The 24,550-nt window shown below is 68.4% G+C and carries 22 protein-coding genes and 1 pseudogene; 9 read left to right on the top strand and 14 right to left on the bottom strand.

The features are described from left to right. Nucleotides 1-113 precede the first annotated feature (113 nt). Nucleotides 114-1,028 (top strand): SDR family oxidoreductase, encoded by a 915-nt coding sequence (locus P7D22_RS12715; RefSeq protein WP_319934615.1) that lies wholly within the window; start codon nucleotides 114-116, stop codon nucleotides 1,026-1,028. Between the two features lie 46 nt (nucleotides 1,029-1,074). Here P7D22_RS12715 and P7D22_RS12720 read toward each other — a convergent pair whose 3' ends face one another. The 5 genes from P7D22_RS12720 to P7D22_RS12740 all read right to left on the bottom strand — a co-directional run bounded on the left by P7D22_RS12720 (nucleotide 1,075) and on the right by P7D22_RS12740 (nucleotide 6,882). Beyond that, the gene (locus tag P7D22_RS12720; RefSeq protein WP_319934616.1) at nucleotides 1,075-3,090 is read right to left on the bottom strand and encodes an APC family permease; all 2,016 of its coding nucleotides are present in this window, start codon (nucleotides 3,088-3,090) and stop codon (nucleotides 1,075-1,077) included. A gap of 75 nt (nucleotides 3,091-3,165) precedes the next feature. Then, nucleotides 3,166-4,062, bottom strand: a complete 897-nt coding sequence (locus P7D22_RS12725) for a class I SAM-dependent methyltransferase (RefSeq protein WP_319934617.1) — start codon at nucleotides 4,060-4,062, stop codon at nucleotides 3,166-3,168. Beyond that, nucleotides 4,059-5,048 (bottom strand): GNAT family N-acetyltransferase, encoded by a 990-nt coding sequence (locus P7D22_RS12730; RefSeq protein WP_319934618.1) that lies wholly within the window; start codon nucleotides 5,046-5,048, stop codon nucleotides 4,059-4,061. The genes P7D22_RS12725 and P7D22_RS12730 overlap by 4 nt, the downstream gene beginning before the upstream one ends. Then, nucleotides 5,045-6,082, bottom strand: coding sequence for a glycosyltransferase (locus tag P7D22_RS12735; protein WP_319934619.1), 1,038 nt, complete (start codon nucleotides 6,080-6,082; stop codon nucleotides 5,045-5,047). The genes P7D22_RS12730 and P7D22_RS12735 overlap by 4 nt, the downstream gene beginning before the upstream one ends. Further along, nucleotides 6,079-6,882, bottom strand: a complete 804-nt coding sequence (locus tag P7D22_RS12740; RefSeq protein WP_319934620.1) for a PIG-L deacetylase family protein — start codon at nucleotides 6,880-6,882, stop codon at nucleotides 6,079-6,081. The genes P7D22_RS12735 and P7D22_RS12740 overlap by 4 nt, the downstream gene beginning before the upstream one ends. A gap of 152 nt (nucleotides 6,883-7,034) precedes the next feature. On the opposite strand from P7D22_RS12740, the gene P7D22_RS12745 reads away from it, so the two are divergent. Beyond that, nucleotides 7,035-7,796: a murein L,D-transpeptidase family protein gene (locus P7D22_RS12745; RefSeq protein ID WP_319934621.1), complete on the top strand. Its 762-nt coding sequence runs from the start codon at nucleotides 7,035-7,037 to the stop codon at nucleotides 7,794-7,796. 134 nt (nucleotides 7,797-7,930) lie between these two features. Here the strand turns inward: P7D22_RS12745 and P7D22_RS12750 are convergent, their stop codons facing one another. The 6 genes from P7D22_RS12750 to P7D22_RS12775 all read right to left on the bottom strand — a co-directional run bounded on the left by P7D22_RS12750 (nucleotide 7,931) and on the right by P7D22_RS12775 (nucleotide 14,111). Further along, nucleotides 7,931-9,007 carry an ABC transporter ATP-binding protein gene (locus tag P7D22_RS12750; RefSeq protein ID WP_319934622.1) on the bottom strand — a complete coding sequence of 359 codons (1,077 nt, stop codon included), beginning with the start codon at nucleotides 9,005-9,007 and terminating at the stop codon, nucleotides 7,931-7,933. Nucleotides 9,008-9,009: 2 nt separating this feature from the next. Beyond that, nucleotides 9,010-9,837: a carbohydrate ABC transporter permease gene (locus P7D22_RS12755; protein ID WP_319934623.1), complete on the bottom strand. Its 828-nt coding sequence runs from the start codon at nucleotides 9,835-9,837 to the stop codon at nucleotides 9,010-9,012. Then, the gene (locus tag P7D22_RS12760; RefSeq protein WP_319934624.1) at nucleotides 9,837-10,766 is read right to left on the bottom strand and encodes a carbohydrate ABC transporter permease; all 930 of its coding nucleotides are present in this window, start codon (nucleotides 10,764-10,766) and stop codon (nucleotides 9,837-9,839) included. The genes P7D22_RS12755 and P7D22_RS12760 overlap by 1 nt, the downstream gene beginning before the upstream one ends. A 178-nt stretch (nucleotides 10,767-10,944) precedes the next feature. Continuing rightward, nucleotides 10,945-12,201: an ABC transporter substrate-binding protein gene (locus P7D22_RS12765; RefSeq protein WP_442916080.1), complete on the bottom strand. Its 1,257-nt coding sequence runs from the start codon at nucleotides 12,199-12,201 to the stop codon at nucleotides 10,945-10,947. A 15-nt stretch (nucleotides 12,202-12,216) separates the two neighbouring features. Beyond that, entirely contained in the window at nucleotides 12,217-13,380 is a 1,164-nt protein-coding gene (locus tag P7D22_RS12770) for an aminotransferase class I/II-fold pyridoxal phosphate-dependent enzyme (RefSeq protein ID WP_319934626.1), read from the bottom strand. Beyond that, nucleotides 13,377-14,111, bottom strand: coding sequence for a FadR/GntR family transcriptional regulator (locus P7D22_RS12775; protein ID WP_319934627.1), 735 nt, complete (start codon nucleotides 14,109-14,111; stop codon nucleotides 13,377-13,379). The genes P7D22_RS12770 and P7D22_RS12775 overlap by 4 nt, the downstream gene beginning before the upstream one ends. Before the next feature lie 312 nt (nucleotides 14,112-14,423). Between P7D22_RS12775 and P7D22_RS12780 the strand changes: the two genes are divergently transcribed. From P7D22_RS12780 to P7D22_RS12810, 7 genes are all read left to right on the top strand, one after another. Then, entirely contained in the window at nucleotides 14,424-16,229 is a 1,806-nt protein-coding gene (locus P7D22_RS12780; protein WP_319934628.1) for a long-chain-acyl-CoA synthetase, read from the top strand. Next, complete coding sequence (locus tag P7D22_RS12785) at nucleotides 16,226-17,359, top strand: GNAT family N-acetyltransferase (RefSeq protein WP_319934629.1); 1,134 nt, start codon at nucleotides 16,226-16,228, stop codon at nucleotides 17,357-17,359. The genes P7D22_RS12780 and P7D22_RS12785 overlap by 4 nt, the downstream gene beginning before the upstream one ends. Before the next feature lie 214 nt (nucleotides 17,360-17,573). Continuing rightward, entirely contained in the window at nucleotides 17,574-18,137 is a 564-nt protein-coding gene (locus P7D22_RS12790; RefSeq protein ID WP_319934630.1) for a F0F1 ATP synthase subunit delta, read from the top strand. Then, nucleotides 18,137-19,666 (top strand): F0F1 ATP synthase subunit alpha, encoded by a 1,530-nt coding sequence (gene atpA / locus P7D22_RS12795; protein ID WP_319934631.1) that lies wholly within the window; start codon nucleotides 18,137-18,139, stop codon nucleotides 19,664-19,666. The genes P7D22_RS12790 and atpA overlap by 1 nt, the downstream gene beginning before the upstream one ends. 31 nt (nucleotides 19,667-19,697) lie before the next feature. Then, a complete protein-coding gene (locus P7D22_RS12800) occupies nucleotides 19,698-20,573 on the top strand; it encodes a F0F1 ATP synthase subunit gamma (protein ID WP_319934632.1) in 876 nt (291 codons plus the stop codon). A gap of 73 nt (nucleotides 20,574-20,646) precedes the next feature. After that, on the top strand, nucleotides 20,647-22,080 hold the full coding sequence (gene atpD / locus P7D22_RS12805; RefSeq protein WP_319934633.1) for a F0F1 ATP synthase subunit beta: 1,434 nt from the start codon (nucleotides 20,647-20,649) through the stop codon (nucleotides 22,078-22,080). Between the two features lie 185 nt (nucleotides 22,081-22,265). Next, on the top strand, nucleotides 22,266-22,685 hold the full coding sequence (locus P7D22_RS12810; protein ID WP_319934634.1) for a F0F1 ATP synthase subunit epsilon: 420 nt from the start codon (nucleotides 22,266-22,268) through the stop codon (nucleotides 22,683-22,685). 127 nt (nucleotides 22,686-22,812) lie between these two features. Here the strand turns inward: P7D22_RS12810 and P7D22_RS12815 are convergent, their stop codons facing one another. The 3 genes and pseudogenes from P7D22_RS12815 to P7D22_RS12825 form a co-directional block, all read right to left on the bottom strand. Then, entirely contained in the window at nucleotides 22,813-22,971 is a 159-nt protein-coding gene (locus tag P7D22_RS12815) for a YqaE/Pmp3 family membrane protein (protein ID WP_319934636.1), read from the bottom strand. A gap of 99 nt (nucleotides 22,972-23,070) precedes the next feature. Continuing rightward, a complete protein-coding gene (locus P7D22_RS12820; RefSeq protein WP_319934635.1) occupies nucleotides 23,071-24,237 on the bottom strand; it encodes a CobW family GTP-binding protein in 1,167 nt (388 codons plus the stop codon). A gap of 22 nt (nucleotides 24,238-24,259) precedes the next feature. After that, nucleotides 24,260-24,550, bottom strand: a pseudogene (locus P7D22_RS12825) (hypothetical protein); the annotation flags it as partial.

Here is a 24,550-nt window from a genome sequence, read left to right on the forward strand (position 1 = left end):
GCGGCAGCGGCGCCCCCATATCCAGGTGGTCGCCATACCCCGATAATGTCTCGTCTTTTACCCAGGATCAGCCGGCCCGATAAAGGCTCCGTCGCCACAACGGAGCTAATGCCTTGCGCATCTTTCTCACCGGAGCCACCGGGTTCATCGGCTCGCACCTCATCCCTGAGCTCATCGGCGCCGGCCATCAGGTCATCGGCGTCACACGATCGGACGCCGGGGCCGCGGCTCTGGCGAAAGCCGGCGTCGAGCCTTATCGCGGCACGCTCGAAGCGCCCGATGGCTTACTGGCCGGCGCCGCGACGGCCGATGCCGTCATCCACACCGCCTTCGACCACGACTTTTCCCGCTTCGTCGCCAATTGCGAGAAGGACAGGCACGTCATCGCGGCGCTCGGCGCGGCGCTGAAGGGGAGCGACCGCCCGCTGCTGATCACCTCCGGCACCGGCATCGGCAGCTCGGGGCCGGGCCAGTTGGCGCGCGAGGACGTGATGGCGGCCGACCACCCGAACCCGCGCATCGCCTCCGAGCAGGCCGGGGCCGCGCTCCTGGCCGATGGCATCAACGTGTCGGTGATGCGCCTGCCCCAGGTACACGACACCCGCAAGCAGGGCCTCATCTCGCCGGCGATCGACATCGCCCGCGCCCAGGGGATTTCGGCCTATGTGGGCGATGGCCATAACCGCTGGCCGGCGGCGGCGGTGGCGGATGTCGCACAACTCTACCGGCTGGCCATCGAGGCGGCCGAGCCGGGCGCCCGCTACCATGCGGTGGCCGAGGAAGGCATCACGGTGCGGGCCGTCGCCACCGCGATCGGCCGTGGCCTCGGCATCCCGACCGTGTCGCTGTCGCCCGACGAAGCCGCCGCCCATTTCGGCTGGATGGCCGCCTTCGTGGCCATGGACATGCCGGCCTCGAGCGCCATCACACGCGAGCGGCTCGGCTGGCGCCCGACCGGGCCCGGGTTGATCGCCAACCTCGAGACGGCCGATTACGCGACGGTGGGTTGGGCGTCCCCGGCGGCTTAGTTGAGCGACGCCGATGGCCTGATCGCAACAGCGACCCACCGGCGCTTCATTCCGCCGCCTGCCTGCGCACCGCCGGTCGCTCCTGGTCGATCAGGCCGTCTTCCGGCAGGTCGGCGCCGACATGCAGCGGCACGTTGATGACCACCACCTTGTCGCCGCCGTAACGCAGCAAGGATTGGCTCAGCCGACTGGCATGGCGGGTGTGGAGCAGCGCCTGCCACCAATGCGGCTTGGCGATCACCGGCACCAGCACCGCCACGATGCGGTCGGGCTGTTCGGCCTGGATGCGCTCGATCAGCTTCAACAACGGCGCATGGATGCGGCGGTAGGACGCCTGCAGCACCATCAGGCGCGGCACGGGGCCGCCGGCCAAACGGGCCGGCTCCTCGACCTCATGGCGCCATTGCGCCTGCAAGGCTTTTAGGGCGTCCCGGTCGTCCTCGCCGTCGAGGTCGAGCAGATGGGTAGCGACCACATCAGGCGACAGCCGCACGGCGAATCGCAGCGCCTTTTCGGACAACCGGTCCCAACCCCGCGTGGCGACCAGCACCACGGGCGCGTCGGTGGCGCTGAGATCGAGCGGCCCCGCGGGGCGCAGCCGTTCGGCGAGACGGACGTAATAACCGTGGATGCCCTTCAGACCGAAGATCACAAGCGGCACCGCCAGCACGGTGATCCACGCCCCTTCGGCGAATTTGGCCACCACGATGATGGCGAGCGCCACCGCCGTGGTGGCGGTGCCGAGCGCATTGACGCCAAGCCGGACCCGGTTGCGGCCCTCGCTGCCGCCCCGCGCTTCGCGCAGCCAATGCGCCACCATCCCGGCCTGGCTGAGCGTGAAGGTCGCGAAGGCCCCGATGGCGAAGAGCGGGATCAGGCGGTCGGTGATGCCGCCGAAGGCGATCAGCAGCAGCCCTGCCGTGACCGCAAGATAAAGGATGCCGACCGAATAAACGAGCCGCCGCCCCGCCACCGCGAAGGGCTTCGGCAAATAGCCATGCTCGGCCACCAACCGGCACAGGCGCGGGAAGCCGACGAAGCTGGTGTTGGCCGACAACGCCAGCACGCACAGCAAGGTCGCCATGGCGACGTAGTAGAACCAGCCATGACCCACCACGGCGCCGCAAAGCTGCGACAGCACGCTCTGGTAATCGGGCTGGGACTGGTCCATCGCGCCCACCTTGTAGGCCTTGCCCAAATAGGCGATGCCGATCAACAGCAGGCCCAGGATGGCGCAGATGGCCGACAGTGTCGCCCGCGCGTTGCGCACCACGGGCGCCCGGAAAGCATTGACGCCGTTGCTCACCGCCTCGACGCCCGTCATGGCGGTGCAGCCGCTCGCGAAGGCGCGCAACAACAGCCACAGCGACACGGCTTCCGTGCCGCCCGCGAGCGGCGGCGGCGCGATCACCGGCGTCGGAACGCCGCCGTGCCGGATCGCCTCGACGACGCCGATCCCGATGATGACGAGGAAGCAGGCCACGAAGCCATAGGTCGGCAGCGCCAGCACGCGGCCCGATTCCTGCGTGCCGCGCAGGTTGATCAGCGTGATCAGCACCAGAACGCCGAGGCAGAGCGGCAACGTCCAGGCGTGCAGCGACGGCACCGCGGAGATGAGCGCCGCCACTCCGGCCGAGATGCCGACCGCGACGTTGAGGATGTAGTCGATCATGATGGCGGCGGCGGCCAGCAAGCTCGCGGTTTCGCCGAGGTTTTCCCGCGCCACCACATAGGCGCCACCGTTCGACGGATAGGCCGCCACGGTCTGCCGGTAGCTCACGTAGAGCACGGCCAGCAAGGCCACGAGCAGCGCCACGATGGGCTCGACCAGGCTGAGGCTCGCGGCCCCGAGCGGCATCAAAATGGTGAGCGCGGCTTCGGGCCCGTAGGCCGAGGAGCCGAGGCCGTCGAGCCCCATGGCGGGCACACCCTCGAGCGGGCCGATCTTGCGCTGCTCGGCTTCGTTGGTGGCGATGTGGCGGCCGAGCAGGAAATCGACGGCCCGGTTCGACGAGGAGCGCTTCGGCCGCGGGCCGCGCGCGACCGGATGTGCTGTTGCCATGAAGCGTGGTCCCCCCGAATGCCCCTGCCCGAGGCGAGTCGCTAACGAGAGTCGGATGGCGGAGTTCCTGGCCGATCAGCGTGCGGGAAAGCGCCGCAGCAGGAAGGCCGCGCCATCCCATAGCGCGAAGTCGCGGGTGCCGGCGCGTTCCACCGCGAACCCATGGGCGACGGCCGAGGCCATGACGGCGGCGCGATCGGCCGCAGCATCGCCCCGGTAGCTGTAGTTGAGGATCAACAGCGACCCTCCCGGCCCCAGCACCCGCGCGGCCTCGGCCACATGAGCCTCGGCGAGGCCGCCGCCGGCTTCCACCAGATAAGGAAACACGTCGGCCGCCAGCACGAGATCGAGGCTGTCGTCCGCCACTCCGGCGAGGTCGCGGCCGCTGCCCTGCCGCACTGTCACCTTGCCGAGGCCGGCGCAGCGGCGGCGCGCCTCGGCCACCATGCCGGCCGAGATGTCGAGGCCGGTCACGTGGGCGACGCGCGGCGCCAGGGCCTGCAGGAAGCGGCCGATGCCGCAGCCGAGGTCGAGCACGTGGCCGGCAGGTGCCAGCAGGCCCCAACGGTCCATCAGGGCCACGATCTCGTCCGTGGCGGCGGCCAGCACGGCGGGGCTGCCGAGACTGTAGAGCGCCACGCTGGCTTCCGGCTGCGCCGCCACCAGCCGATCGAAGCTCGCGGCCCAATAGGTCAGCACGGCATCCGGGCCGTCGCCGGGCGGACGATGGGCGATCCTGGCCACGGTGTTGCGCACGGCATCCCAGGCCCCGGGCGTGGCGGCCCAGAGCGCCGCCACGCGTCCAAGGGCCGCGGCCGCTTCGGCGTCACCCGCATGGGCCGCCTGCATGGCCGCGAGCCCGTCGCGGGCCGCAGCCTCGGTGGTGGCCTCCATCAGGATGCGCATCAGCGCCACCGTGTCGGGCGCCGTTCCGGTGGCGGCGGCCGCGAGCGCCTCATCGAGCGCCGTCATAGCGGCACCACGGAGCGGCGGCGCGTCCAGCGATCGACGGCGCCCCATTCGTATTTGTAAGCCTCCTGGCCGCGCAGGAACTGGAACGCGGCGGCCCCGTCCTGCCAGGCGGATTCGATGGCGTGGCCCACCAGCAACGTGCCCGGGCTCTCGAACGCAAAAGCGGGGTCGAAGCCGCCCAGATAGGCATAGGCGGCCCCGGGGCGCGCGAAGCCGTAATAGGCACCCGCCACCGTGCCGTCGATCCGCAGGGTCCAGAGCCGCAGTAGCCCTGCGTCCAGCAGGCCGGGCGCGGCGGCGGCGTGGAAGGCCTGCACGCGCGCATCGGCCAGCACGCCGGCCTCGCCGCGGCTTTCCCAGCGGGCCCCATGCAGGCGGAACAGGTGGCCGAGGTCCTCCGTGAGCGTCTCGGGCGTGGTCGCCGCGATGCGCCAGTCGCGCCGCCCGACGCGGTTGAGGGCCATGCGCCATTTGCGGCGCTTGCGGGGCGGGATGACGGCGTCGAGCGTGTCGCCGGATCCTGGCAGGTCCAGCACCGGCGAGGCGCTGTGGTCGGCCCAGGTCGAGGCGCAGCCGTACGGCTCCGGCAGGCCCAGCACGGCGGCCCCGGGCGCGGCCTCCTCGGCCGACCAGCATTCCCAGTCGCGGCGCGTCGCCCCGATCGCCTCGGCCAGCCGTTGGCCCGCGGCGGCCGCATGGGCGGGGTCGATCAGCACGTCCATGTGGTCGCTGAGGCCGATGCCGAGCGGCAGCAGGCGGCGCAGCGCGGGGCCCGTCTCGACATAAAGCGGCGCCAGGGCCACGAGGGCGTCGCCCTCCCACACCGCCAGGGTGGCGAGACGGCCGGGCGCAAAGATCCGCCACCAGGGGATCAGCCAGGCCGGCGAGGCGAAGGGCGCCGCGGCGGGCACGCGCCCGAACAAGGCCGCCCAGGCCGGTTCCAGCCGGACGAGGTCATCGAGCGTGGTGAGCGTTTCGACCCTCATGCGCGTCCCGAAAGCTGGCTGTAAAGCGCGAGGTATCGATCAACCATGACGGCCTCGGAAAAGCGTGCGGCCGCGACGGCGCGGCAGGCTTCGGGCGCGATCCGTCCGGCGTTTCCGATTTCTGCCGCCATGCCGGCCACGTCATCGACGATAAATCCAGTACGACCGTGCTCCACCGTTTCGGTCATGGCGCCATTCGGGAAGGCGATCACGGCCGTGCCGCAGGCCGCGGCCTCGCGGGCCACCAGCGAGGAGGTTTCGGCCGCCAAGGAGGGCACCAGCAGGCAGCGCGCCGCGCTGAGCAACCGCCGCTTGCGCGCGAAGCCGACCGGGCCGAGGAAGCGGCACCCGGGTCCAAGCGCCGGACGCACGGCCTCGTCGAAATAGCGCTGGTGATCGGGATACGGATAAACCTGCCCGGCGATGAGCAACGGGACACCGGCGGCGCGGGCGGCCGCGATCGCCAGGTGGACGCCCTTTTCGGGACAGATGCGGCCAAGGAACAAAGCGAAATTTCGCTTGGCATGGCGGGCCGTGAGGCGCTCAAGCGGCACGCCGTTGGGGAGTGGCGGCAGCAGCCGCGGTGACGGCGGACAGGTGGCGTGCTGGGCCTCGGACACGCAATGCAGCCAGGTGTCGGGGCTGTCACCCCGCAGCGCCTCGGCCGGGTACCAGTCGGGCGGCAGGTGCAGGGTGGCCAGCACCGGCACGCCGGGCGCCGGATGATAGGCCGGGAAGTCGATGCCGTGCAGGTGGATCAGGTCGACGGCTTCGCGAGCCCGGACGGCCGCGATGGCCGTGGCGGTCTCGTCCTGGGCGCGGCGCTGCGCGGCCGGGTCGATACCGTCCGGCACGGGCGCGATGGCGTGCAGGTGCCCGGCCACCCGCGAACCTGCCGGCGCCACCACGATCGAGCGATGGCCGGCCGCCACCAGGGCGCGGTCGAGCGCCGCCAGGATCTGCTCGGCGCCCCCGGCGCTGTTGGGCGAAACGGCCGCCAGCGGATAGCCGACACTGAGGATCGTGAGGCTCATCGGGCCAAGGCCGCTTCGGCGGCGCCAACCCGGGCGACCCAGCTCGGCCAGTCGAGGTTCCAGCCATGCCGCTCGTAAAGCAGGTCGCCGGCATGCGGCCGCGCCGCGAAATCATAAGGGGGCGCCAACCGGAAGCGCTCGACCGTGCCGTCGAACGAGCGGAGCGTGTCTCCTTGGCTCGCATGGGCAGCGATCATCCGAGCCTTGCGGACCTCGGCGGCGGCATCGAGCCGCAACAGCCGCTCGGGGCTCGCGCCGGGGTGGGGCAGGAACACCTGGCGACACCAGCCGTCCGCCGCCGCATGGTAGAACGGCATTTCGACGAGCGTGGGCCGCACCGCGTCGGGCAGGCGGCGCAGGGCGGCGTGGACCGCGAAGGCCACCCCGTCATGGTCGCAATGGCCGCCCTCGAAGGCGTGGGTCAGCACGAGGTCGCAGGCCAGGAGAGCGGGGCCGAGCCGGGTTGCCACCTCGGCCAAGCGCCACGAAACGCCCTGGTCCGGCAGGCCGAGGCAGGACAGTTGCCCGGCCCCGAGGCCGGCGATGGCCAGCGCGGCCTTGGCCTCGTCGGCCCGCGCGGCCGCATAGGCGGCCGGCGACGCGAAGCCATGCCGCCGCGCATCGTCGCCATCGCGCGGCGCCCCGTCGGTGACGTGGATCACCCGCCCGTCGGACAAACGCCCGAGCAGCGCTCCACAGCCCAGCACTTCGTCGTCCGGGTGCGCCACCACCACCAGCACCCGCGGGGTGTCATGGCCGGCCAGGCAGGCGTCGAGCCGGTGGTGTGGATCGAGGGTCATGGGCGAGGCATGGGAAAGTCTTAGGCGTCCGGGGCGGCACTTATCCACCGCTGGGTGGCTTTCCTGCGGCATCGTTCATCCCCCGGTAAAGGATCCCGTCACATTTTACCTGCCTTTCCCCGGCAAGCAGCCGGCCGCGGAGGCTTTCGGCGATGGCGACACTGGGACAGGCTTGGGGCGCGCGCCTCGTGGCACTGGCGATGCTGGGGCTCCTGGCCGGCTGCGCGGCCGAGATCGAGCCGGAAAAGACCGGCACCGTCTATCCGGAGACGCTGGCGCTGATGCAGTCGATGAACATGGAGCGCGGCGCGCCCATCTTCGTCCGCATCATCAAGCAGGACAGCCGGCTGGAGGTGTGGAAGCAGGACCGCACCGGCGCCTTCCGGCTCTTGAAGAGCTATGCCATCTGCCACTTCTCGGGCGCGCTCGGGCCCAAGAAGGCCGAGGGCGACCACCAGGCGCCGGAAGGCTTCTATTGGATCGGCCGCAACCAGATGAACCCGCATTCGCGGGAATATCTCAGCTTCAACCTCGGTTATCCGAACGCTTATGACCGCTCCTACGGCCGCACCGGCGACTCGCTGATGGTGCATGGCGGCTGCCGCTCGGTCGGCTGCTATGCCATGACGAACGAGCAGATGGAGGAGATCTTCGGCCTCGCCCACGAGGCCTTTGCGGGTGGCCAGGACCGCTTCCAGGTGCAGGCGCTGCCGTTCCGCATGACGGCCGACGCGCTCGACCAGCACCGCGCCGATGTTAACGCGCCGTTCTGGCAGAACCTGAAGCAGGGCACGGACTATTTCGACCGCAGCGCCCAGCCGCCCGAGGTGCAGGTGTGCAACGGCCGCTATGTGTTCGACGCCCAGACGGCGCTGACCAGCATGGGAGCCGGCGGGAACTGCACCCGACTTTAGAGAGGGCTTGGTTATCACTGCAACCCTCATTCCGGGGCCGCATGGCGGAACCCGGAACCGGGATGCTTCCACCCGGATCGCCGCAACGCCCCGGTTCCGGGTTCGGCTTCGCCGCCCCGGAATGAGGCAGGTCGCTATGCCTTCGCGGCGACGAGCCTTTCCCCCGTTTCGGGCGCGAACAAGCTGAGCCCGCCCGCCTCGAGCCGCAGCCCGACCGGTTCGCCGGCCTTCAGGCTCAGCCGCTCGGTCGTGAACGTCTTCACCGGCTGGCCGCCGAGGTCGAGGTGGACGATGGTGGCGAGGCCGGTGGGTTCGACTAGTTCCACGGTCGCGGTGGCGCCGTCGCCCGGCGCCGTCAGAGCGATGCGTTCGGGCCGTACCCCGAGCGTCACCGGCCCGGGCCGGGTGCCGGGCGACACGCTGGCCAGCACGGCGCCGCCGATCCGCACGGTCGTGCCCCCTTCACCCGCCACCACTTCGCCCTGCAGCACGTTCATGGCCGGCGAGCCGATGAAGCCGGCCACGAAGAGGTTCGCGGGGGTGTCGTAAAGCTCGGCCGGGGTGCCGACCTGCTGGATGACGCCCTCGTTCATGGCCACGATGCGGTCCGCCATGGTCATCGCCTCGATCTGGTCGTGGGTGACGTAGACCGAGGTGGCGCCGAGATCGCGGTGCAGCTTGCGGATCTCGAAGCGCATCTGCTCGCGCAGCCGGGCATCGAGGTTCGACAGCGGCTCGTCGAACAGAAAGGCCTGCGGGTGGCGCACGATGGCGCGACCCATGGCGACGCGCTGGCGCTGGCCGCCCGACAGGGCCCGCGGCTTTCGCTCGGTGAGCCGCTCGAGGCCGAGCTTTGCCGAGGCCGCGGCCAGCGCCGCCGCCACCTTGTCCTTCGGGGTTCTGCGCAGCCGCAGCGCGTAGCTCATGTTGTCGGCCACCGTCATGTGCGGGTAGAGCGCGTAGCTCTGGAACACCATGGCGAGGTCGCGGTCCTTCGGGGCAAGCTCGTTGACACGGCGGCCGGCGATGCGCAGTTCGCCCCGGTCGATCGCCTCTAGGCCGGCGATGAGGCGCAGCAGGGTGGACTTGCCGCAGCCCGAAGGACCGACCAGCACCACGAACTCGCCGTCCGCGATGTCGAGGTCGATGCCGCGCAGCACCGGGATGGGGCCGTAGTTCTTCTCGATGCCCGAGATGCCGATGGCGGCCATAACTACCCTTTCACGGCGCCGGCCGTGAGGCCCTGCACGAGATGGCGTTGGATGAGGAAAAAGAAGATGCAGACGGGGATCAGCGCCATGATGCCGGCCGCCATCATCTGCCCGAAATCGACCGAGAACTTCGACACGAAGGCCAGGAGCCCCACCGGAAAGGTGCTGGCCGCCGTGGACGAATTCAGCATCAAGGCGAACAACAATTCGCTCCAGGCGGCCGTGAACACGAAGCCGAGCGTCGCCGCGATGCCGGGCAAGGTCAGGGGCAGGATGATCTGCAGCAGCGCCTGGAAACGGCTGGCCCCGTCCATCATGGCGGCCTCCTCGAGCTCCTTCGGGATGCCGTCGAAGAACGACCCCATCAGGAACACCGCGAAAGGCACGTTGAACGCCGTATAAACGATGATGAGGCCCGTCAGGCTGTTGGTGAGGCCGAGCGGCGCCAGGAGGCGGAAGATCGGCGCCACGATCATCACCAGCGGGAACATCTGGGTGACGAGCAGCAGGCCGATGATCGGCAGCTTGCCCCGGAAACTGAAGCGCGACACCGCATAGCCGCCCGCGGCGGCGAACAGCGTCGACAGCACGGCCGTGCCGGTCGAAACGACCACGCTGTTGCGGAAGAACAGCGGGAAGTCCGAATGGCGCAACACGGTGCCGTAATGGGCGAAGCTGACCCGGGAGGGCCACAAGCGCACGCCTTCGCTGTAGAGCAGGTCGTTCGGCGTCACCGACACCTTGAAGGCCCAGAACAGCGGAAACAGCGCAAAGGCCGTGAACAGGGCCAGCATTCCATAGTGGAACGTCCAATGGCCGGCACCGCGCATCAGGACCTCGACAACAGGGTCTGGCGGAGAAGCACGATCGCCATCGCGTAGCCAAGCAGCAGCACCAGCAGCACGGCCGCGAGGGCCGACGCATAGCCGAAATCGAGCCGCTGAAAGGCTTGCGTGAAGATGTAGCTGGCCAGGATCTGGGTGGAATCGGCCGGGCCGCCGTGGGTCATCACCACGATGAGGTCGGCCGAATTGGCGATCCACACGGTGCGCAGCAGCACCGTGATGGCCATGGTGGGGGCCAGGAATGGCAGGGTGATGGAGCGAAACCGCTCGATCGCCCCGGCGCCGTCGAGCGCCGCCGCCTCGAAAATGTCCTTCGGAATCGATTGCAGCGCCGCCAGCAACGTGATGGCGAAGAAGGGGATTCCCCACCACACCATGGCGATGATCGGCCCCCACAGCGCATGGGCCGGGTCGGACAGGAGATTCTCGGGCCGGTCGGTGAGGCCGAGCCAGTGAAACACATAGGGTAGCGGCCCGATCACCGGGTTGAACATCCAGGCCCAGTTGAGGCCGCTGAGGAAGCTCGGCACCGCCCAGGGCAGGAACACCAAGGCCTGGATGATGCCGCGCCCCGGGCACGGCTGGTTCAACAGCAACGCCAGCACCAGCCCGAGGCCGAACTGCAACCCGACCGCGACCACGGTCCAGACCAGGGTGTTGCGCAGCGCGTTCCAGAAATTGTCGTCCTGCCACACCTCGACAAAATGGGTGAAGCCGATGAAGTCGCCCGACGCGGGGTCGAGCAGCACAAGGTCGCGAAACGCGTAGGACAGGCCCAGCACCAGCGGCACCAGCATGATGGCGGCGATCAGGATGAGGGCCGGGGCGCAATACAGGTAGGGCTCGGCCGCCAGCGCAAAGCGGCGCAGGGTCAGGCGGGGGGCGGCCGGCGCGCCGAGATCGAGGGCCGTCATGCGCGCAACGACGCCCTTCTCCCGCGAGAGCGGGAGAAGCCAGCCTTGCGCAGCAAGGTCGGTCGAGGGTCGGCGCCCGTACCGCGACGGATCTGCGGCCGGCGCTGGCCCGCACCCGTCACGGCTTCGCCGCGACACCGTTTCCCGCTCGCGCAGGAGAAGGGAAAGGGTGCGGTTCTCACTCCTTGGCTGCCTTCTTCTTGTCCTTGGTCAGCGCCGCCGCCCATTGGGTGTTGAGCTGTTCGGGAGTGATCTGGCCGAGCAGCGCCTGCTGGCTGGACTTCACGGCGATTGAATCGGCGAAATAAGCGAAGCCCGGCAGGTAGGTCGGCATGACGAGCGGGTGCACGTCCTTGTCGCCGAGCTCAGCGAACCAGCCCTTGAACTGCGGGCTCGCATAGAACGGGTCCTGCTCGGCCGCCTTGTAGATCGGCAGGGCGCCGGTGCGCTTGTTCCAGGCGAGGTTGCCCTGCGGCCCGTCGAGCGTGGCGATCAGCTTCCAGCTGAGGTCCTTGTTCTTGGAATTGCTGAACATCGACCAGCCGGCATAGCCGAGCGTCGGATAGGCGCCGCCCTTCGGGCCCTTCGGCATGGTGGTGACGCCGAACTCTTCCGGCTTCATGCGTTCCGCGATGGCGATCAGCGCGTCCGGGTCCTGATCGAGCATCGCGCAGGTGCCGGAATAAAAGCCCGACACGATCTCGTTGAAGCCCCAGTTGACGCTGTCCTTGGGGGCCGCCCCCGACTTGTACAGGTCCACCAGCACGGCCGAGCCCTTCACCCAATCGGGGTCGGCGAGCGTCGAGGTGCCGTCGGGCGTAAAGAACTGATCGGAGCCCGCCATGGTGGCGCCGAACATCATCCAGCCATTGAGGCCGCCCGGGCCGCCGCGCAGGCAATAACCCGACTTGCCGGGCAGCTTGGACACCTTGGCGGCGGCGGCCACGAATTCGTCGACGGTCTTCGGCGGCTCGGCCACGCCGGCCTGGGCGAACAAAGCCTTGTTGTAGAACAAGGCCCGCAGGTAGAAGCCATAGGGTAGCATATAGGCGGTGTGGCCGTAATAACGGCCCATCTCGAGGGCGCGGTCGTTCAGGCCCTTGGCCTCGTCCCATTTGGCCAAGTAGGGCTCGAGGTTCTCGAGCCGCTTCGATCCCGCGTAGAGCGCCAGCCAGCGGTCGGGCATCTCCAACACGTCGGGCGTGTCGCCGGCCGACACCATGGTTGCGAACTTCTCGAAGGCCTGACCCCAGGGCAGCGAGGTGATCTCCACATGGGTGCCGGGATTGGCGGCCTCGAACCCGGCCACGATCCCCTTCAGGGTCTCGGTGCGCTCCGGGCTGGTGATGACCTCGACGAGCTTCAAGGTGGTGTCGGCCATCGCGGGCGCGGCGGCCCCAAGGCACAGGGCGGTGGTGACGAGCAGGCGTTTCAACATCCCGGATCTCCCCTATGAGGCTTTGGCGAAGGCGTGAGCGAGGTCGGACCAGAGCGCCTCCGCGCCCTCCAGGCCGATGTGAAGGCGGATCATGCGTTCCGGCACGCCGAAATCGAGCGCCGAATTCGGCCCGGCGGCCTGCACCCGGGTGACGAGCGCCGGCACCACCAGGCTCTCGTGGCCGCCCCAGCTGACGCCGAGCTTGAACAGGTGGAGGGCATCGCAAAAGGCCGGAATGTCGAGGCCGGCGCGGGCCTCGAAGGAAAACAAGCCCGTGGTGCCGGAAAGACCGGGCGGCAGAGGCCCGGCGAGGCCGGGGTGGTGGACGGCTGAGACCATCGGGTGCTCGGCCAGGCGCCGGGCGATCTCCAGCGCCGCCGCCTCGTGGGCCCGCAGTCGCTCCGGCAAGCTGCGCAGGCCGCGCAGCAGCAGCCAGGCCTCGAACGGCGCCAACTTGGCCCCGAGATAGGGCGCGATGCGACCGCGGATACGGTCGATGTGGGCCTGCGGGCCGGCCACGACCCCGGCCACCACGTCGCTATGGCCGCCGATATATTTGGAAGCCGAGTGGACCACGAGGTCGACCCCGAGCGTCACGGGCTGCTGGAAGACCGGCGTCGCCCAGGAATTGTCGATCAGGCTCAGGGCGCCGTGCCGCTTGGCCAGGGCCGCCAGCGCGCCGACGTCATGCGCCTCCATGGTCCAGCTGGTGGGGCTCTCGAGGTAGAGCAGCCGCGCGCCCGGCAGGGCCGCGTGGACCGCAGGAAGATCGCGGCCGTCGACATAAACGGTCTCGACGTTCCAGTCCTTCAACAGCGTTTCGAACAGCCGATAGGCGTCGGGGTAGACGTGCCGCACGCAGACGATGCGGTCACCCGGCCGGACGAAGGCCAGCACGGTGCCCGAGATGGCCGCCATACCGCTCGGGAACCCGATCGCATCGTCGGTCGCCTCGAGGAGCGCCATCTTTTCCTCAAAGACCCGCACGGTCGGGTTGCCGACGCGGCTGTAGACCGGACGGACCTTGCGGCCCGCATAGGTCTCGATCATGTCGGCGAGGGTCGGGAAGGTGAACAGCGACGTCTGCACGATCGGCGGCACCACGGCGTCATAGGCCTGGGCGCCGGCATCGTGGGCCACGATGCGCCGGGCGCGATCGAGGGGGTCGAGCGTCATCGCGCCATGTCCTTGATGTCTTCCTCGACGACGGCGAGGATCTGCTTGGTCTTCTTGCGCGCCTTCTTCTCGTCACCCTTGCGAATGGCATCGAAGAGTTCGCGATGGAACGGGAACGAGCGCGCCGCGAAATCCGGCCGCTCGAACGGCTTGTCGAAAAATCGCTCGAAGCCTTCGCGGATGCCTTCGAGCAACTGCCGGAACAAGGGATTGCCGGCCGCGTCGTAGATGGCCAGGTGGAAGGCGAGGTCTTCGCGCCCGGCGGTGCCCTTGACGAGGTGCACGGCCTCCATGGCGTCGAGCTTGGCTTCGATGATGGTCAGGTGCCCTGGGGTGGCGCGCCGGGCTGCCGCGGCGCTCGCCTCCACCTCGAGGCCGCGACGCACCTCGAGCGTCTGCAGCAGGCGATCCCGCAGGCTGGCGGCCTCGATCATCAGCGGCACGTGGATGGCGTCGGCCGAAGTGACGCGACGCAGATAGGTGCCGCTTCCCTTGCGGGCCTCGACGATGCCGAGCGCCTGGAACTGCCGGATCACCTCGCGCACCGTGGAGCGGCCCACCGCGAGCGACTTCATCAGATCACGCTCGGCCGGCAAGCGGTCGCCCGGTTGCAGAGCGGCAGTGCCGATGTAGTGCGACAGTGCCCGGGACACGCTCTCGACCCGGTTCATCCGCGGCAACGGCGTCAGAGAGGCCGAGAGCTGCGAAGCACCCTTTCCGGCCACACCCATGAACACCACCCTGAATTGGTCTGATGTCCGATCATTTCGAGGCAACGCAACGAAGTCAAGTGTCTCGCGACGCAACACCGATCATCCGCCGTCATTGCGAGGCGACGCGGTTGCCGCGGCGATCCAGGAAGCGTCGCGGTTCTGGATTGCTTCGCTCCGCTCGCAATGACGGCCGGCGCTACGGAGCGGCAGCAAAACAGCGTGGCGCTTCCGCCCGCCGCACGCATTGCGAAGGCTGACGCCGCCTGTGGAATCCGTGTATGGGAGCCGGGCGGTCGCCAAGGGTGGCCCGATGGTGTCCAGGTGAGTCCGGTGTCGATCTTCCGTCGCGCGTCGAACGAATTGACCTACCTTCGCGGCGCGTTGCGCACCCTCGGGCGGGTCACGCCTATCGGCAAGACGCCGTCCCGCACGATCCGAGATCTTGCAGAAGAATGGGCGGAACAGCATGGCGACAAGCCGGCTCTCGTGTCCGACGGGGCGGTGCTGAGCTATCGCGGCCTCAACGCCCTGGCCAACCGCTATGCCGGTTGGGCCCGGGCGCAGGGCATCCGCAAGGGCGACGTGGTGGCCCTATTGATGTTCAACCGACCGGATTATCTCGCGGTCTGGCTCGGCTTCGCCAAGATCGGTGCCGCCACGGCGCTGCTGAACACGAACCAGACCGGCGCCGCGCTGGCCCATTCGGTGAAGGTGGTGGGTGCCAGGCTGGCAGTGGTGGAGGCCGCCCTGCGACCGACCCTTCAGGACGCGCTCGACCGTCACGACACGACCGTGGCGCTGCATGTCTACGGCAGCGACGACGCCGGCCTGCCGCGCATCGACGAAGCCGTCGCGGCCTTTTCGGACGCCAACCCGGCCGACCTCGAGCGGCCGCCGCTCAGCATCGATGACCGCTGCGTCTTCGTCTACACCTCGGGCACCACCGGCTTGCCGAAGGCCGCCAACATCAACCATTACCGGGTGCTGCTGGCCATGCAGGCCTTTGCGGGCGTGTCGGGCGCCAAGGCGGGCGACCGGCTGTATTCCTGCCTGCCGATGTACCACACCAACGGCGGCGTGCTGGCGCCGGGCGCCATGTTGAGCGTGGGCGGCACCTGCGTGCTGCGCGATCGCTTTTCGGCCCGCGAATTCTGGTCCGACATCCAGCGCCACGACTGCACGATGTTCATCTACATCGGCGAGCTTTGCCGTTACCTGCTGAACAGCCCGCCCCACCCCGACGAGCGCCGCCACAGGATCAGGCTCGCCTTCGGCAACGGATTGCGGCCGGACGTGTGGGAGCCGTTCCGCGCCCGCTTCCGCATCCCGCGCATCGTCGAGTTCTATGGCGCCACGGAAGGCAATTCGACGATCTTCAATTTCGACGGCACCCCGGGCGCGGTCGGCCGGGTGCCGGGCTGGGCCGAGAAGAAGTTCCCGATGCGGCTGATCCGCTTCGACGTCGAGGCCGAGATGCCGGTGCGCGACGCGGAGGGGCGCTGCATCGCCTGCGGACCCGACGAGCCGGGCGAACTCGTCGGCCTCATCGTCAACGACCCGAAGCGACCCGCCAACCGCTTCGAGGGCTATGCCGACCGCCGCGCCACCGAAACCAAGATCCTGCGCGACGTGTTCGAGCCCGGCGACATGTATTTCCGCACCGGCGATCTGCTGCGCCGCGACAAGCTTGGGTATTTCTTCTTCATCGACCGGGTCGGCGACACGTTCCGCCGCAAGGGCGAGAACGTCGCCACCTCGGAAGTGTCGGAACACCTGACGACCTTTCCAGGTGTCCGCGAAGCCAACGTTTATGGCGTGCCGGTGCCCGGTCTCGAAGGCAAGGTCGGCATGGCGTCGCTGATCGTCGACGATCCGGCCGGCTTCGATTTCGCAGCCTTTCAACGCCATTGCGTCCAGGCCCTCGCGGATTATGCGCGGCCGGTCTTCGTCCGCCTGCCCCGGGCGCTCGACATCACCGGCACGTTCAAGCAGCGCAAGGTGGGCCTCGTGGCCGAGGGCTTCGACCCCGCCCGCACCGACGACCCGCTCTTCGTCGTCAACCCCGCGACCGGCACCTTCGACCCGATCGATGCCGCCACCCATGCCAGGATCGTTTCGGGCGCCATCCGCCTATGATCGCATCCGCCGGGGCCCGGGCGGCGAAGCGGGGCCTGACGCCCGACGCCATGGCGTGCCACGGCGCAGCCTGGCGCGACCTCGCGGCGCGGGCGCTCGAGCCGAGCATCTTCAACGATCCGGGTTTTGCGATGCCGGCGGCCCAGCACCTGCCGGGGCGCCGGCGTCCGCGCTTCCTCCTGTCCTGGGACCCGAGCGACCCGGCCCGCCTCATCGGTCTGTGCTGTGTGGCGCCGCAGGGCCTCGTGCCCTTGCGATCGGCTTGGCTGCACCCGCAGGCCACGGCAGCCTTCCCGCTGCTCGATGCTGCCCACGCCGCCACAGCCCTGGCGGACCTCTTGGCCCAGGCAGGCGGACCGATGCGGCCGGCCGGCCTGCTGCTGCACGGTATGCCGCAGCACGGCGCGACCCTGCAACTGATCGCGGCCCAGCCCGGCTGGACGCTCGTGGCGCTGGACGCCCGCAGCCGGGCCGTGGTGCGCCAGCCGCCGCCCCCGTTGCCCGGCAAGGCCGGCAAGGAGTTCCGTCGTCAGGCCCGTCGCTTGGCCGAACAAGGCCGGGTCGCGACCACGGTTTCGGCAGAACCCGATGATGTCGACCGGTTCCTCGCGTTCGAGGCGGCCGGCTGGAAAGGTCGGCGCGGCACGGCCCTCGGCGTCACCCCCCGCGTCGCCCGTTTCACCCGCACCATGGCGGCGGCCCTGACGGCCGAGGAGCGCTGCCACGTTCATAGCCTCACGCTCGATGGCCGGCCGATCGCCATGGGTGTGGTGCTGCGCGCCGGCCCGAACGCCTTCTTCTGGAAGACGAGTTTCGACGAGGCTTGGGCCCGGTTCTCGCCCGGCGCCCATCTGACGGTCGCCATCGGCGAGGCTCAGGCCCGCGACCCCGACGTGGCGATGACCGATTCCTGTGCGGTCCCCGGCCACAGCATGATCGACCGGCTGTGGCCCGAGCGCATGACCGTGGTCGACGGCGTCCTGGCACTGACGCCGACACGCCGGCCGTCGTGGTCGACCGGGCTTCTGATCACGGCCGAGCGGCTGCGGCGCATGGCGCGCCTTCGGGCCAAGCGGGTCTCGGCGGCGCTCCGGAGCCGCCGCCACAATGCCACCATGGCGCAGCCGTAATCTGCTCGCTGCTGCCGCCCTGTGCAAACTGCCCCGCGAGCGGCGCCACGAAGCTTGTGCGACCAAGCTTTCCCATGCTACGCACCCCACGCTTCCCGGACGCCGCTGTGCCCTAAACAGCAGCAGATCTTTGACCAATCCTTGACCGATGTCGGGTGCGGTCGTTGTGGTCGGAAGGCGCTCAAGTCCTGTGTCGCAACGCTAGCGAGGAAACGTGGCCAACGAGGAGACCATCGCAACCGGTATGGCGGGGCGGTATGCGTCGGCCTTGTTCGACCTCGCGAAGGAGCAGACGTCGCTCGATCGCGTCGCCGAAGACCTCAACGGCTTCGTCAAGCTGATCGGCGAAAGCGACGACCTCAAGCGCCTCGTGCGCAGCCCGGCCTTCACGGTCGAGGACCAGGTGCGGGCGCTCGGCGCCGTGCTGGATCGCGCTGGCGTGTCCGACTTGACGGCCCGCTTTCTGAAGCTCGTGGCGCAGAAGCGCCGCCTCTTCGCCATTGAGTCCATGGTGAAGGATTTTAACGCCCTGAACGACAGGGACCGCGGCGTGACCCGGGCCCGCGTCACGGTGGCAGAGCCGCTGTCGACCGAACAATGGAGCGACCTGCAGCAGGCGCTCACCACGATAAGCGGCTCGAAGTCGGTCGCCATGGACGTGTTTATCGACCCCGAGATCCTCGGCGGCATGACGGTCAAGATCGGCAGCCGAATGGTCGATTCCTCGCTTCGTACGAAGCTCAATTCCCTTCGCACCCGCATGAAAGAGGTCGGTTGATGGATATCCGCGCGGCTGAAATTTCCGACATCCTCAAGCGCGAGATCCAGAATTTCGGCACCGAGGCCGAGGTCACGGAGGTGGGTCAGGTTCTGTCGGTCGGCGACGGCATCGCCCGCATCTACGGGCTCGACAACGTCCAGGCCGGTGAAATGGTCGAGTTCGAGTCGGGCGTCCAGGGCATGGCGCTGAACCTCGAGACCGACAACGTCGGCGTCGTGATCTTCGGCACCGACCGCGACATCAAGGAAGGCCAGACCGTCAAGCGCACCGGCGCCATCGTGGACGTGCCGGTCGGCAAGGAGCTGCTCGGCCGCGTGGTCGACGCGCTCGGCAACCCGATCGACGGCAAGGGCCCGATCAACGCCACCAAGCGCGCCCGCGTGGACGTCAAGGCGCCCGGCATCATCCCGCGCAAGTCCGTCAACGAGCCGATGGCCACGGGCCTCAAGGCCGTCGACGCGCTGATCCCGGTCGGCCGCGGCCAGCGCGAGCTGATCATCGGCGATCGCCAGACCGGCAAGACCGCGATCATTCTCGACGCGATGCTGAACCAGAAGCCCCTGAACCAGGGCACGGACGAAAGCGCCAAGCTCTACACCGTTTATGTCGCGATCGGGCAGAAGCGCTCGACCGTGGCTCAGTTCGTGAAGGTGCTCGAAGAGCATGGCGCGCTGGAATATTCCATCGTGGTCGCCGCCACGGCGTCGGATCCGGCCCCGATGCAGTTCCTGGCTCCCTTCGCGGGCTGCGCCATGGGCGAGTTCTTCCGCGACAACGGCATGCACGCACTGATCTCCTACGACGATCTGTCGAAGCAGGCCGTGGCCTACCGCCAGATGTCGCTGTTGCTGCGCCGCCCGCCGGGCCGCGAAGCCTATCCGGGCGATGTGTTCTACCTGCATTCGCGCCTGCTCGAGCGGTCGGCCAAGCTGAACGAAGCCAATGGGTCGGGCTCGCTCACCGCGCTGCCGGTCATCGAAACGCAGGCCAACGACGTGTCGGCCTATATCCCGACCAACGTGATCTCGATCACCGACGGCCAGATCTTCCTCGAGACCGACCTGTTCTACCAGGGCATCCGCCCGGCCGTGAACGTCGGCCTGTCGGTGTCGCGCGTCGGCTCCTCGGCCCAGACCAAGGCGATGAAGAAGGTCGCCGGCAAGATCAAGGGCGAGCTCGCGCAATACCGTGAGATGGCGGCCTTCGCGCAGTTCGGCTCCGACCTCGACCCGACGACGCAGAAGCTGCTGAACCGCGGTTCGCGCCTGACCGAGCTCCTGAAGCAGCCGCAGTTCTCGCCGCTGAAGATGGAAGAACAGGTCTGCGTGATCTACGCCGGCGTCAACGGCTACCTCGACACGCTGCCGGTCGCCCGCGTCCGCGCCTTCGAGGACGGTCTGCTGTCGATCCTGCGCACCAAGGAAAGCGCCATCCTCGACGATATCCGCTCGTCGAAGGACCTGACGGACGCCACGGCCGGCAAGCTGAAGGCGACTGTCGAGACCTTCGCCAAGTCGTTCGCCTGAGGCTCGGGACTTTTAAGGACAGGTTGACCGCATGCCCTCGTTGAAGGACCTCCGCAACCGGATCTCCTCGGTCAAGGCGACCCAGAAGATCACCAAGGCCATGCAGATGGTCGCGGCCGCTAAATTGCGCCGTGCCCAGAGCGCGGCCGAAGCGGCGCGCCCCTTCGCCGAGCGCATGGAAAAGGTGCTGGCCAATCTGGCGGCCGGCGTCGGCCAGGGCGGCCCAGCGCTGCTCAGCGGCAACGGCAAGGACCAGGTCCACCTGCTGGTCGTCGCCACCGCCGAGCGCGGCCTTTGCGGCGCCTTCAACTCGTCGATCGCGCGCCTCGCCCGCGATCATGCCGTGCGCCTGCAGGGCCAGGGCAAGACGGTGAAGATCCTCTGCATCGGTAAGAAGGGCGCCGACATCCTGCGTCGCCAGTTCGGTCCGTTGATCATCGATGTGGTGGATCTGCGCGCCGTCAAGAACATCGCCTACGAGCATGCCGATCCGATCGGCAAGCGCATCATCGCCATGTACGAGAATGGCGAATTCGACATCTGCACCTTGTTCTTCTCGCGCTTCCGCTCGGTGATCGCGCAGATCCCGACGGCCCAGCAGCTCATTCCGGCCGAGTTGCCGGCCGTCGAGGCTTCAACCACGACGAGCGGCGTCGTCTATGAATACGAGCCCGACGAGGAGACCATCTTGGCGTCGCTGCTGCCGCAGAACATTTCGATCCAGATCTTTCGGGCGCTTCTCGAGAATGCGGCCTCCGAGCAGGGCGCGCGTATGTCCGCCATGGACAACGCCACCCGCAACGCGGGTGACATGATCAAGAAGCAGACCATGAAGTACAATCGCTCGCGTCAGGCGATGATCACCAAGGAATTGATCGAGATCATTTCGGGCGCGGAAGCGCTCTGACCTCGGCCGCGCTCTCCCCTATCTTCAAGACTGGCGCCCTGGCGCCTCCCACAGCAACAGGATCTTTGGCACTATGACATACGCTGAAAGCAGCCGTGCCGTCGGCCATGTCACGCAGGTGATCGGCGCCGTCGTTGACGTGAAGTTCGACGATCACCTGCCGGAGATCCTGAACGCGCTCGAAACGAGCAACAACGGCAACCGCCTCGTGCTCGAGGTGGCGCAGCATCTTGGCGAGAATTCCGTGCGCTGCATCGCCATGGACATCTCGGAGGGTCTGACGCGCGGCCAGAAGGTCACCGACACCGGCGCTCCCATCATGGTGCCGGTCGGCGAAGGCACGCTCGGACGCATCATCAACGTCATCGGCGAGCCGGTGGACGAAGCCGGCCCGGTCAAGTTCTCGACCACCCGCGCCATTCACCAGCCGGCTCCGAGCTATGCCGAGCAGGCGACCGACGCCCAGATCCTTGAGACGGGCATCAAGGTGGTGGATCTCCTCGCCCCCTACGCCAAGGGCGGCAAGATCGGCCTCTTCGGCGGCGCCGGCGTCGGCAAAACCGTGCTGATCATGGAACTGATCAACAACGTCGCCAAGGCGCATGGTGGCTACTCGGTGTTCGCCGGCGTGGGCGAGCGCACCCGCGAGGGCAACGACCTGTACCACGAGATGATCGAGGGCGGCGTCAACAAGGCGGGCGGTGGCGAAGGCTCGAAGTGCGCACTCGTTTACGGCCAGATGAACGAACCCCCGGGTGCCCGCGCCCGCGTGGCGCTGACGGGCCTGACGGTCGCGGAAGATTTCCGCGACAAGGGCCAGGACGTGTTGTTCTTCGTCGACAACATCTTCCGCTTCACCCAGGCCGGCTCGGAAGTGTCGGCTCTGCTCGGCCGCATCCCCTCGGCGGTGGGCTACCAGCCGACGCTCGCCACCGACATGGGCGCCCTGCAGGAGCGCATCACCACGACCACCAAGGGCTCGATCACCTCGGTGCAGGCCATCTACGTGCCAGCCGACGATCTGACCGACCCGGCGCCCGCCACCTCCTTCGCGCATCTTGACGCCACGACCGTGCTGTCGCGCTCGATCGCCGAAAAGGGCATCTACCCGGCCGTCGATCCGCTCGACTCGACATCGCGCATGTTGTCGCCGAACGTCGTCGGTGAGGAACACTACAACATCGCCCGTCAGGTCCAGCAGGTGCTGCAGCGCTACAAGGGCCTGCAGGACATCATCGCCATCCTGGGCATGGACGAGCTGTCGGAAGAGGACAAGATCACGGTCGCCCGCGCCCGCAAGATCGAGCGCTTCCTGAGCCAGCCGTTCCACGTGGCCGAGATCTTCACCGGCTCGCCCGGCAAGCTCGTGTCGCTCGCCGACACCATCAAGGGCTTCAAAGGCCTCGTCGAAGGCAAGTACGACAACCTGCCCGAGGCTGCCTTCTACATGGTCGGCACCATCGAAGAGGCGCAGGAAAAGGCGCAGAAGCTCGCCCAGCAGGCGTAAGCCACGGACGGGCGGAGATTACCGCCCGTCAAACACGGGTCGACGGCTGTTCCACGGTCGTCTTGCCCGGCCTCGCGCCGGGCTTCCACACCGGCAGCACCGCAGCATACCCCCGAAGGGCCGGAGCGATCCCGACCATAAGTCGGGAGGGAGCAGCGGTCGCCTTCTAGGAGTCAGGACACACCATGGCCGCGCCGTTCCGCTTCGAGCTCGTATCCCCCGAAAAGCTGCTCTTCTCCGGTGAGGTCGAAGAGGTGGTGGTGCCGGGCGTCGAAGGTGAATTGACGGTGCTGAAGGATCACGCGCCGCTGATGACGACGTTGCGTCCGGGCGTCGTGACCATCGGCGAGGCCGGTGGCAAGCGCACCCGTCTGTTCGTCCGCGGCGGCTTTGCCGATGTGGCCCCGACCGGCCTGACCATCCTGGCCGAATCCGCGATGCCGGCCGATCAATTCGACGCGGCCAAGCTCGAAATCGAGTTGCAGGATGCCAACGAGGTGCTGGCCGCCTCGAAGTCCGAAGACACCCGCCGCATCGCGGCCGAGCGCGTCGATCAGCTTAAGTCGCTGCGCATGACACAGGCGGGTGCCCCTACCCCGCACTGAAGAATTTCCGAGGGGGCCGTGGCTCCCCTCGTTGCTACGAGTGTTGTCGATATTGTGGTTGTCTCAACCGCAAAACAAAAAGGCCGCCCGAGGGCGGCCTTTTGCATGTCGACCCCTGTCAGGGACGTCAGATCGCGCCTTCGCGGCGTGTCACCACCAGCGCCCAGATGGTGGCCGGAATCCAGCCAATCAACGTGATGTGCAGAATGATGCACAGGATGCCCTGGAACACGTGTCCGCGCAGAAACATCGCAAGCCAAGGCGCGATGAAACACAGCAAGATCATGATCACGGACGTCGTACTCCCCTGAACCTCTGGCGCCACGCTGCACCCGTGCCCTAACGCCGCCGAGGCGCCAGCGTTCCGAGGACATTGGCGATAGGCTCAGCCGAAAAGCCCGCCCGCCTGCGATTGGCCGGCCAGCAGCCCGGCCGCATCGGGCTGATCCGCTGCCGGAGGCCCGAAGAAGGCAGCCCAGGTTTTGGCGATCACCGCCGGGTCGAGATGATCGAGGATGAACACGAGTCGGGAGCGCGTGTCGCCATCCGGCCAGGCCGGCAGCTGGTAGGCCGGGTGGATGAAGTGCTGCACGCCGTGGATGACCCGCGGTGTGTCGGGCGCATCGCTCAACGCCACGATGCCTTTCAGGCGCAGGATCTTGGCCCCATGGGTCCCCCGCACGAGATCGAGGAACATGCCGAAGGCGGCGGGATCGAGCGGCGCCGTCGCGGTCAGGCAGATCGATGCGATACCGTGATGATGATGGCCATGGCTATGGCTGTGGTCGTGGTGGTGGTCGTGGTCGTGGTCGTGGTCGTGGTCGTGGTCGTGGTCGTGGTCGTGGTCGTGCGTCTGGTAGGTTTCCGGTGCAAGCCAGCGGTGGGGGCCGGCGGGTCGATCGAGCTCGACGAGGCCGCTGTTCACCACAAGGTCAGCATCCGCCTCCGCGGCTGGCAGCACACGGGCGGCGAGATTGAGGTCGCGCAAGCGGCCGTGCAGCGCCTGTGCGGCGTCGGGATCGGTCGCGAGATCGGTCTTGGTCAGGATCAGCACGTCGGCCACGGCCACCTGGCTGCGGGCTTCCGCGTGCCGATCGAGGGTCGCGGCGCCATGCAGGGCATCGACCACGGTGACGACCGCATCGATGCGGTAGCGCAGCGGCAGGTAGGGATGCGCCATCAAGGTGTTGAGCACCGGCGCCGGGTCGGCCAGACCGGTGGTCTCGATCAGCAGGCGGTTGAAGGGGGCGATCCGGCCATTGTCGCGCCGCCGGATCAGATCCTCCAGCATGTCCATCAGGTCGCCACGTACCGAGCAGCACAGGCACCCCGACGACAGCGTCATCATGGTGCCGTCGGCTTCCTCGACCAGCAGGTGGTCGATGCCCACGTCGCCGAACTCGTTGATGATGACGGCCGCATCGGCGAGCGCCGCCGAACGCACCCAGCGATTGAGCAACGTCGTCTTTCCGGCGCCCAGGAAGCCGGTCAGCACCGTGACGGGGAGCGGCGGCGGCGCGCGGCGGGTCAGACGCTCGTGATCGACGCTCATGGCCGAGGACGCCGGCCTCGCATCACTTCGCGGCCGCCTTGGCCGGGTGCTTGCCGGCGGGATGCTTGGCCGCGGCCTTGGCCTTTCCGGCGGGCTTTTCGTCTTCCTTGAGGATGCTCAGCGTCTTGGTGGGCGGCAGCTTGGCGGCCTTGGCGGGCCTGACCCGACGGTGGCCGGACGCCACCGCGAGGCTCAGGCTCTTGGTCCTGCGCACGAGGGCATTGGCGGCCGCGGCGGCGGGCGGCGGTGCGGTAGCGCCCGCCAGCGCCAAGGGGGCCGGGGCCGGCGATTCGGTCGGCCCGCTTTCGCGCGC

The sequence above is a fragment of the Lichenihabitans sp. Uapishka_5 genome, assembly GCF_033947565.1.
Lineage (GTDB): Bacteria > Pseudomonadota > Alphaproteobacteria > Rhizobiales > Beijerinckiaceae > Lichenihabitans.